General features: G+C 68.4%; 11 protein-coding genes. 6 read left to right on the top strand and 5 right to left on the bottom strand.

What is annotated here, in order from left to right; translation table 11 throughout:
• The coding region (locus ABW137_RS30930) for an NAD(P)H-dependent flavin oxidoreductase (RefSeq protein WP_526405907.1) at positions 1-533 on the top strand (533 nt) is incomplete at its 5' end.
• An 18-nt stretch (positions 534-551) separates the two neighbouring features.
• Here the strand turns inward: ABW137_RS30930 and ABW137_RS30935 are convergent.
• Both ABW137_RS30935 and ABW137_RS30940 read right to left on the bottom strand, forming a co-directional pair.
• Positions 552-1,580, bottom strand: coding sequence for a sensor histidine kinase (locus ABW137_RS30935; RefSeq protein WP_526405909.1), 1,029 nt, complete (start codon positions 1,578-1,580; stop codon positions 552-554).
• On the bottom strand, positions 1,567-2,256 hold the full coding sequence (locus ABW137_RS30940; RefSeq protein WP_526405911.1) for a response regulator transcription factor: 690 nt from the start codon (positions 2,254-2,256) through the stop codon (positions 1,567-1,569). The genes ABW137_RS30935 and ABW137_RS30940 overlap by 14 nt, the downstream gene beginning before the upstream one ends.
• Positions 2,257-2,372: 116 nt before the next feature.
• On the opposite strand from ABW137_RS30940, the gene ABW137_RS30945 reads away from it, so the two are divergent.
• From ABW137_RS30945 to ABW137_RS30965, 5 genes are all read left to right on the top strand, one after another.
• The gene (locus tag ABW137_RS30945) at positions 2,373-3,029 is read left to right on the top strand and encodes a glycosyltransferase family 2 protein (protein WP_526405913.1); all 657 of its coding nucleotides are present in this window, start codon (positions 2,373-2,375) and stop codon (positions 3,027-3,029) included.
• Complete coding sequence (locus ABW137_RS30950; protein WP_526405915.1) at positions 3,026-3,694, top strand: TIGR04282 family arsenosugar biosynthesis glycosyltransferase; 669 nt, start codon at positions 3,026-3,028, stop codon at positions 3,692-3,694. The genes ABW137_RS30945 and ABW137_RS30950 overlap by 4 nt, the downstream gene beginning before the upstream one ends.
• A gap of 1 nt (position 3,695) precedes the next feature.
• A complete protein-coding gene (locus ABW137_RS30955; RefSeq protein WP_526405917.1) occupies positions 3,696-4,328 on the top strand; it encodes a methyltransferase domain-containing protein in 633 nt (210 codons plus the stop codon).
• Positions 4,329-4,392: 64 nt separating this feature from the next.
• Positions 4,393-5,454 (top strand): molybdopterin-dependent oxidoreductase, encoded by a 1,062-nt coding sequence (locus ABW137_RS30960; protein ID WP_526405924.1) that lies wholly within the window; start codon positions 4,393-4,395, stop codon positions 5,452-5,454.
• The gene (locus ABW137_RS30965; protein ID WP_526405919.1) at positions 5,451-5,936 is read left to right on the top strand and encodes a hypothetical protein; all 486 of its coding nucleotides are present in this window, start codon (positions 5,451-5,453) and stop codon (positions 5,934-5,936) included. Before ABW137_RS30960 ends, ABW137_RS30965 begins: the two co-directional genes overlap by 4 nt.
• Here ABW137_RS30965 and ABW137_RS30970 read toward each other — a convergent pair.
• The 3 genes from ABW137_RS30970 to ABW137_RS30980 form a co-directional block, all read right to left on the bottom strand.
• Positions 5,862-7,211, bottom strand: a complete 1,350-nt coding sequence (locus ABW137_RS30970; protein ID WP_526405926.1) for a hypothetical protein — start codon at positions 7,209-7,211, stop codon at positions 5,862-5,864. The two genes, ABW137_RS30965 and ABW137_RS30970, sit on opposite strands and share 75 nt — an antisense overlap.
• Before the next feature lie 92 nt (positions 7,212-7,303).
• The gene (locus tag ABW137_RS30975) at positions 7,304-7,810 is read right to left on the bottom strand and encodes a DUF302 domain-containing protein (RefSeq protein ID WP_526405920.1); all 507 of its coding nucleotides are present in this window, start codon (positions 7,808-7,810) and stop codon (positions 7,304-7,306) included.
• Positions 7,803-8,612: an LLM class F420-dependent oxidoreductase gene (locus ABW137_RS30980; RefSeq protein WP_526405922.1), complete on the bottom strand. Its 810-nt coding sequence runs from the start codon at positions 8,610-8,612 to the stop codon at positions 7,803-7,805. Before ABW137_RS30980 ends, ABW137_RS30975 begins: the two co-directional genes overlap by 8 nt.
• Positions 8,613-8,722: the final 110 nt, after the last annotated feature.

The following is an 8,722-nucleotide window of genomic DNA, read 5'->3' on the forward strand; positions in this document are numbered from 1 at the left end:
TGTCGACGCTGGTGTTGATCCCCGAGGTGTTGGAGGCGGTGGACGGGGCGGTGCCGGTGCTGGCGGCCGGCGGCATCGTCACCGGTCGGCAGATGGCCGCCGCCGTCGCGATGGGTGCCGACGGGGCGTGGACCGGTTCGGTGTGGCTGACCACCGAGGAGGCCGAGACGGCGCCGCACACCAAGCAGAAGATGCTGGCGGCAACGTCGCGGGACACGGTCCGCTCGGCCGGGCGGACGGGCAAGCCGTCGCGCCAGCTGGTTTCGGACTGGACCGATGCCTGGCTGCCCAACGCCAAGGGGCGCAAGCCGTTACCGCTGCCGCTGCAGTCGATGTTGTCCGAGCCGGTGCTGCGTCGCATCGACGTGCTGGCCGAGCAGGGGCATCCCGGCGCGCAGGAGTTGTCGACCTACTTCGTCGGTCAGGGCGTCGGCTTGATGAACAAGGTGAAGCCGGCTCGCGACGTGGTGCTCGAATTCATCGAGGACTACCTGAGCGCTGCACAGCGGCTGGGCAACTCGATCCCCGACTGAGGGCATGACTGAGGCGGATCATCCCTCGCCCGCCAACGGCAACCGCACCTCGAAGCGGGCGCCGTTGGCCAGGTTGTACGCCGAGACCGTGCCGTGGTGGGCGTGCACCAGGCCTGCGGCGATGGCCAGGCCCAGGCCCGATCCGCTCGGTAGCGAGGCATCGGAGCGCGGGACCCTGCCGTTGGATCCGCGGTAGGCGACGTCGAAGACGCGCGCCAGGTCGGCCTCGTCGATGCCCACCCCGGTGTCGTCGACCCGGGCCCACGCGCCCTGACCGTCGGCGCCGATCGCGAGTTCGACCGTGCCACCCTCCGGGGTGTGGGCTATGGCGTTGGCGACCAGGTTGGACAGGACCCGAACCAGCGCACGGTCGCTGCCGATGACGCCGACGGGGGTCGCGGGTACGGAGGCCTGCAGCGCCACGCCGGCCCGCTCGGCGGCGATGCGGTGCGCGGCGACGACGTCGTCGACGACTTCGTCGAGGGCCACCATGTCGTAGGCGGGCTGGATGGCTCCCGCGTTGATCTTCGACATCTCGAACAGGTCGTCGACCATCTCGGAGAGACGGATCGTCTCGTGTTCGATGTGCTTGGCGTGCAGGCGGACCTCGTCGTTCTCGACGACGCCGTCGGCGATCGCCTCGGCGACGGCGCGGATTCCCGCCAACGGCGTCCGCAGATCGTGGCTGACGAACGCGACGAGCTGTCTGCGGGATTGTTCGGCGATCTCGTCGGCCTCGTGGATCTGCTGTTCCCAGACCGTGCGGCGAGCCTGATAGCGGGCCAGCATGATCGCGGCGGGGATGGTCACGACGGAGACGATGACGAGCACGACGGCGATGCCCTCGAACCGTTGCGACAGCATGAATCCGCTGGCGCCGAAGACGCCGGTGAAGGTGGCGACGGTCGGGATCAGCACGAGGACGACCATGCTCAGCGTCAAAGACCATGACCGGGCCAGACGGATCAGGATCGCGCCTGCCACCACGACGGGCACCGAGCACGCCAGCGCGATGCCGACGATCTCCCAGAGTTCAGTCGTCGGCATCCGTACTCTCGCTCCACATGTAACCGCGCCCCCACACCGTTTGGACGCGGTGCTCGTCGCCAAGCTTCGACCGTAGTCTCTTGACGTGCACGGTGACGGTGGAGAGATCTCCGAAGTTCCACTGCCACACCTGTTTCAGAAGCTCCTCGCGGGTGAAGACCCGGCCGGTGTGGGTCAGGAAGAACAGGAGCAGGTCGAACTCGCGATTGGTCAGGCTGATCGACTGTCCCCTGATCGTCGCCGAACGCGCCGCCGCCGACACCGTCATGTCCCCGACGGTGACCACGACCGGCGGGGCGTCCTGCTGGGCCGGTGAGCGGCGCAGTACCGAACGGACGCGCAGCGCGAGTTCGCGGGGGCTGAACGGCTTGACCAAGTAGTCGTCGGCGCCGGCCTCGAGCCCGGCAATGCGGTCGTTCTCCTCACCGAGGGCCGTCAGGAGGATGACCGGGATCGCGTAGCCACCGTGTTCGCGTAGCACGCGGCACAGGGCGAGACCGTCCGGTCCCGGCATCATCACGTCGAGGATGGCGACGTCGATGTGCTCGGTCCCGAGCAGTTTCAAGGCCTGGTTCCCGTCGTGTGCGACCGACACGTCCAGGCCGTCGCGTTCGAGGTAGCGACGCACGACGTCACGGACGACATTGTCGTCGTCGGCGATCAAGACACGGGTCACAACATCCGACCCTAACCTCCCACCCCAACCCGACACGGCCGTTACCTGCGTCGACGTCACGGTTTCGTCAGCGTTCCCGGGGTTGGCTGGCAGGTCTGCTGGATAGCCTGTGAGGGATGGATTCGGGCCGAGTCACCGTGGTGCTGCCGTGCATGAACGAGGCGGAGTCGCTCCCGGGGGTACTGGCGTCGATGCCCGCGGGCTACACGGCGTTGGTGGTCGACAACAACAGCACCGACGGCACTGCCGAGGTGGCCCGGGAGCACGGCGCGCAGGTGGTCGTGGAGTCGCGGCCGGGATACGGCGCGGCCGTGCACGCGGGGATCGCGGCGGCGGCGACGCCGATCGTCGCCGTGCTCGACGGTGACGGCTCGATGGATCCCGGTGAACTTCCCAAGCTCGTCGACGAACTCGACCGCGGCGTGGACATGGCGGTCGGACGGCGCCGACCGCGGCCGGGGGTGACCTGGCCATGGCATGCCCGAATGGGCAACGCGGCGGTTTGCTGGCGGCTGCGCCGTCGGCACGGCGTCCACGTGCACGACATCGCGCCCATGCGCGTTGCTCGCCGCGACGCCTTCGTGGCGCTCGGGGTGGAGGACCGCAGATCCGGTTACCCGCTCGAACTATTGGTCAGGGCGGGCGCCGCAGGTTGGGTGGTCGCTGAACAGGACATCGCGTACGGCCCACGGACGGGAGGCAAGTCGAAGGTCAGCGGGTCGATCCGCGGCAGTTTGCTTGCAATGTTCGACTTTTGGAGGGTGATCTCTTGACGGAGCTACCTGTCGCCGTCCTCGTCGTGGCCAAGGCGCCGGTGCCCGGTCTGGCCAAGACCCGGTTGGCCGTCACCCTGGGTGACGCCGCCGCCGCCGACATCGCCGCCGCAGCCCTGCTCGACACGTTGGACGCCGTGGCGGCAGCGCCGGTGCAGGCGCGCGTCATCGCCATCACCGGTGACCTTTCGGCCGCACGTCGCGGGACCGAGATCTCGAATCGGTTGCGCGACTTCACGATCGTCGAGCAGCGGGGGGCGGACTTCGCGGAGCGACTCGTCAACGCCCACGCCGACGCGTCGTCCTCCTGTGGACTTCCTGTCCTGCAGATCGGCATGGACACCCCGCAGATCACCGCCGCATTGGTCACGGACTGCGCGGCGGCGCTGCTGAAGACCGATGCCGTGCTCGGCATGGCGACCGACGGGGGTTGGTGGATCCTCGGTGTTACCAGACCACACCTGGCCGAGTGCTTGCGCACGGTGCCGATGTCGAGGCTGGACACGGGGGGTGTAACGCTTGCCGCCCTGCGTGCCACTGGTATCGAGGTGGGCCTGGTGGCCGAGTTGGCCGACGTCGACACCGTCGACGACGTCGAAGCCGTCCGTAACGCGTGCCTCCCGAACAGTCGGTTCGTTGGTGCCACCGTGGCCGTGGAGGTATGAGGTGCTGGGAAACCTGTATGACCAGGCCCTGACGGGCGAACGATGTTGGATCCGCTACGACGACGGTCGCATACAGGGCCTCCCCGTGCACAGTTGGCTACCTGGCGGTCGTCGTCTCGATCGAGTCTTCGACCGGGCGGTGCTCGGGCTTTGCACCGGGCCCACGATCGATCTGGGTTGCGGGCCTGGACGATTCGTGGCCCACCTGACCAAGTTGGGCATCCCCGCACTGGGGGTCGACCAGTCGCAGACGGCCGTCGACCTGGCCCGCCGCAGCGGGGCGCCTGCGCTTCGGCGCGACGTCTTCGATCGGCTCCCTGGCGTGGGCCGTTGGGAGACCGTCCTTCTCGCCGACGGCAACGTGGGCATAGGTGGCGATCCGCGGCGCGTTCTGCAGCGAGCCGGCGAGCTGATGAGGGCGGGTGGGCACTGCATCGCCGAGTTCGACGGGGCTACCAGCGGGGTTCAGAACCGGTGGGTGCGCCTCGAGTCGGCGACGACCGTTGGCCCGTGGTTCCGGTGGGCGACGGTCGGAATCGATTGCGCCAAGCGGCTTGCCGACGACGTCGGCCTGGCGGTGACGTCCGTCAAGCCGATCGGCGACAGGATGCTGGCCAGCCTGGCTGCGGCCTGACGTGAGGCGGCCTGACGTGAAGCCGTCGCCCCTTCGCGGTACCCCCGTGACCGCAAGGGTTGGGATGGCCCTCGGCATCGCGATCGTCGTGTGCTTCGCCACCGGACTGATCAGCCACTTCATCCAGCACCCTCAGCCGTGGTTCTACTGGCCGACCAGGCCCGTCTGGCTCTACCGCGTCACCCAGGGGCTGCACGTCATCTCGGGTATCGCGGCGATTCCGCTGCTCGTCGTCAAGCTGTGGTCGGTGTGGCCAAAGCTGTTCGAGCGTCCGATCTTCGGTGGTCTCGTCCGCCAGCTCGAACGAGCGTCCATTCTGGTGCTCGTCGCCTCGATGCTGTTCCAGTTGAGTACCGGCCTGCTCAACACCGCGCAGTGGTATCCGTTCGGGTTCTTCTTCACCACCAGTCACTACGCGATGGCCTACGTCGCCTTCGGTGCGGTGCTGGTGCACGTCGCGGTCAAGCTGCCCGTGATCCGGCGCGCACTGGGCGAACCCCTCGACGACGTGTCGACCGTTGGACCCGTCGGTCCGTCGCGGCGGACGGTCCTGTGGGGGACGGGCGCGGCCGTCGGCCTCGCGACCGTGGTCACTGCGGGCCAGACCATCCCGTGGCTGCGCAAGGCATCGGTGCTCGCACCCCGTTCCGGCGAAGGGCCACAAGGAGTTCCGATCAACCGATCGGCAGCCCAGGCCCGAGTGTTGCGGACAGCGCGGGCGCCGGACTATCGACTCACCGTGACCAATGGTGACGTGACGCGCGCGTTCTCGGTGGATGATCTGATGGCCATGCCGCAGACCTCCCACGAGCTGCCGATCGCGTGCGTGGAGGGCTGGAGTGTCAGCGCTCGATGGACCGGCATCGTCCTCGCCGATCTGCTGGCGTCCGTCGGCGGCTCGCCAAACTCCGACGTCCGGATGATCTCGCTGGAGCCGCCGGGGCCGTACTCGCGGACCACGCTGCCCGCCCGCCACGCCAGGGACAGTCAGACGTTGATCGCCTTGAAACTGAACGGTGAGGTTCTCGACGTGGACCACGGGTACCCGTGCCGCCTGATCGCACCGTCGAGACCCGGTGTCCTGCAGACGAAGTGGCTGGCGCGGATCGAGGTGGTGCCATCATGACCGCGGTGACCGGGCTGAGGATCAGCCGCGGACTCCTTGGTGCGGCAGGCATCGCCGCCGGGCTGTATGGCGGGTGGCTGCTGTGGGCGAACCCGCTCGAGGTGATCATCAGGATTGCCGTGTGGGCAGGCGTCGGAGTGATCGTGCACGACTTCGTCTTCGCGCCGCTGTGCGCGGTGATCGGCGTCGCCGGGCGGCGAGTCATCCGCGGGAGGTGGTGGACGCCGGTGTCGGTGGCGGGCCTGTTCACGGTCGTGCTGCTGCTGCTCGCGGTACCGGTCTACACCAGGCCGGGCGCCAACCCCACCAACCCGACGGTCGTCGATCGCAACTACCCACTGGGGCTGACGATCGCCCTCGCCATCGTGTGGGCGTGCGTACCGGTCGCCTACCTGGTGGGGCGCTTGCTACCAGTTCGTGAGGATCAGGTGGTTGAGCAGGAGAGCGCCGAGCACGTTGACGGCCAGCCACCAGCGCTGTGAGCGTGGTGGTAACAGTGCGCCCGCCGCGACCAACCACATCGTGAACGGTAACCAGATGCGTTCCACCTCGGCCTTGCTCAGCATGCTGAGGTCGGCGCAGACGATCGCCAGCAGCGCGCCGAGCACCACCAGGTGCAGCCCAGACCGGCGCTTGATCGCCGCGATGTCGAAGGCCCTGCCAATCCCGGCCACCGTGCTGAGTCCGACGGCGCACACCACGGCGGCGAGATTCCCCCACGACCAATACTGGAAGGGGCGATCCAGTGCGATGCCCTGCCAATAGCGTTCCTGCACGAGGTGATAGCCGTCGAACCACCAGAAGCCTGCGAGTAGGAACACGCCGACGACCGCGAGCGCCAACAGGACCGCGGGGATCAGTGCCTGAAGTGCCGAGCGAAGGTCCTTGGCGGCGATCAGGACTGCAACGGCGGGCAAGGCGATGAGTCCGAGCCCGTAGTTCAGGAAGATGCCCCAACCCAGTAATAGGCCGGCGGCCGCCCCCGCCAGGATCGGAAGGCGTGCGGTGCCGCGGGCCGCCATGGCGAGCAGCGCGAGGCCCCAGGCCGCCACGCCTGCAAAATAGCCGTCGGCGGACACCGCGACCCAAATGGCCGTCGGCGCAACCGCGACGAACGGTGCGACGTGACGGGCGAGCTCCTCACCGGACAGCGCCCGCGCCGCGACGACGATTGCGGCAGCGGCGCTGCTGCCGACCAGGAGGCACAGCAGCCCCGCCCAGGCGCCGCCCCCGAGGCCGATGCGGTCCAGCCAGACGAACGTCAGTAGCGCGCCGGGCGGGTGTCCCGAGACGTGGGTGATCCACGAGTCGGGCTGAAAGTCGAGGATCCGGCCGGAGAAGGTGCGGAGCGCTTCGGGGATGTCACCGATCGTCGGCACCTGGCGCAGGTACTCGTGGCGAGCGGCGAGGCGGCCCGCGAAACCGCGTTCCCAGCCGTCGATCATGGCCAGTGAGAACGTCCACGCGCACGATGTCGCCCACGTCGCCAACGGCACTGCGCGCCATGGCAGTCGCTGCGTCACGGTCTGGGCGGCCAGGACGACCGCCACCCCGATCCCGATCGCGGGAACGGTGCCCCATCCGACGTGCACGTTCCACCACCCGAAGATCGGTGCGGTGCCTGCGAAGTCGCGGAACCGTTCGGGGGTGGCGTTGATCAGCGGGGTGACGACGTCGAGATGAAGACGTGGAACCACGAAGGCGGCGACCACCAGCACGACCGCGACGGAGACCACCGCGACATCCCGGCGGGCCACTGGGCGGCGGGCCACTGGTCGGTCGGGGGGTGCCACGCCTTCCCACGATATGCGCGCTGTCTGGCGGATCTCCTGACGGTTCGCTGACGTCGTCAGCCCGCGGCGTGCCGCAGCAGTGCCACCACCGATTCGTCGAGGGCCGCCGCAACGGTCGAGGCCTCGTCGCTTCGATACGGCGCGATGAGACTCTCCACACGGTCGTAGGACAGTGTGGTGCCGTCGTCGCGCTCCGCGATCAGGATCGTGATCGGGGCGTAGGAGCCGGCGTCGGGAGCGGTCGCGGTCATCTTGCTCATCGTGACGGGGTTGCCCGCGATGACCCGCAGCAGACGGCGCGCACGTTCCGGGGCGCGGGTCCTCAGCACCTCACCGTGATCGAGGCTGAGGAATTCGATCAGCCCACTACTGCCGGCCACCGCGGCCACCATCGCGTCCAATTCGTCGCGGCCGCCCGCGGTCTTCCAGCGTTGGACGAACTCGTGAAAGTCGGGCACGCGGCCCAGGCCGCCGTAGACGTCGGCCACCACGTCGTCGAAAGGGCGGGTGCTGCTGACGGTGACGCGCCGGATCGGGACGGTCGTCTCGGATACCTCAGCCATCGCGCCACTTCACCATCTGCTCGACGGTGGTGAAGTCGTAGCCGTCGCCGTCGGGGTGGATCTCGGTGGTGAACAGGCTGACGCCTGCGTCCCGGTAGGCGTCGGCCTCGGCCACGTCCTCCCAGACCGACGAGCGTTCGATGTCGGCGTCGCGGCGTCCGTTGGCCTCGGCCAGTTCCCGCACGACGTCGCTGGCCTGCCGGAACTTCTCGACGGGCAGGAAGCTGTGCCAGAGGTCGGCGTGCTTGGCGACTGCGGGCAGGGTGCGCTTGATGCCGGAACCGCCGATCAGGACCGGGATGTCGCGCACCGGCGGCGGGTCGAGCTGCGCCAGCCGTCGCTCGATGCGGTCCAAGCTCTCGTCGAACAGGTCGAACCTGGACTTCACGGTGCCGAAGTCGTAACCGTATGTGGTGTAGTCCTTTTCGTACCAGCCAGCGCCGAGCCCGAGGATCAGGCGACCGCCGCTGATGTGGTCGACGGTGCGAGCCATGTCGGCGAGCAGGTCGGCGTTGCGGTATCCGATACCGGTCACCAGGAGGCCGATCTCGGCGCGGGAGGTGATCTCGCCCCACGAGGCCAGCGCAGTCCACCCCTCGAAGTTCGGGATGTCGGGTTGGACGTCCGACAGGACGGGCTTGGCGTCGACGATGCCCTCGAAGGCGGGGGCGTGGAAGTGGTCGTAGCCGAAGATGACGTCGACGCCGATCTCCTCGGCGTGCAACACGGCCGCGCGCCAGGCTCGGTAGTCGGGCGCGCCGCCCGGCCACAGCTGGACGCCTACGCGGGTGGGACGAGTCATGGATGGTTCTCCTCGGGACGTTTCGATCCGGTCCAAGGCGACAAGTCGCGTTATTTACCGCTTATTCCATATCTGGGGTATCTCGGGGGCGATTCCCAGCCGACGGTAAG

The organism is Mycobacterium sp. (assembly GCF_040509115.1).
Lineage (GTDB): Bacteria > Actinomycetota > Actinomycetes > Mycobacteriales > Mycobacteriaceae > Mycobacterium.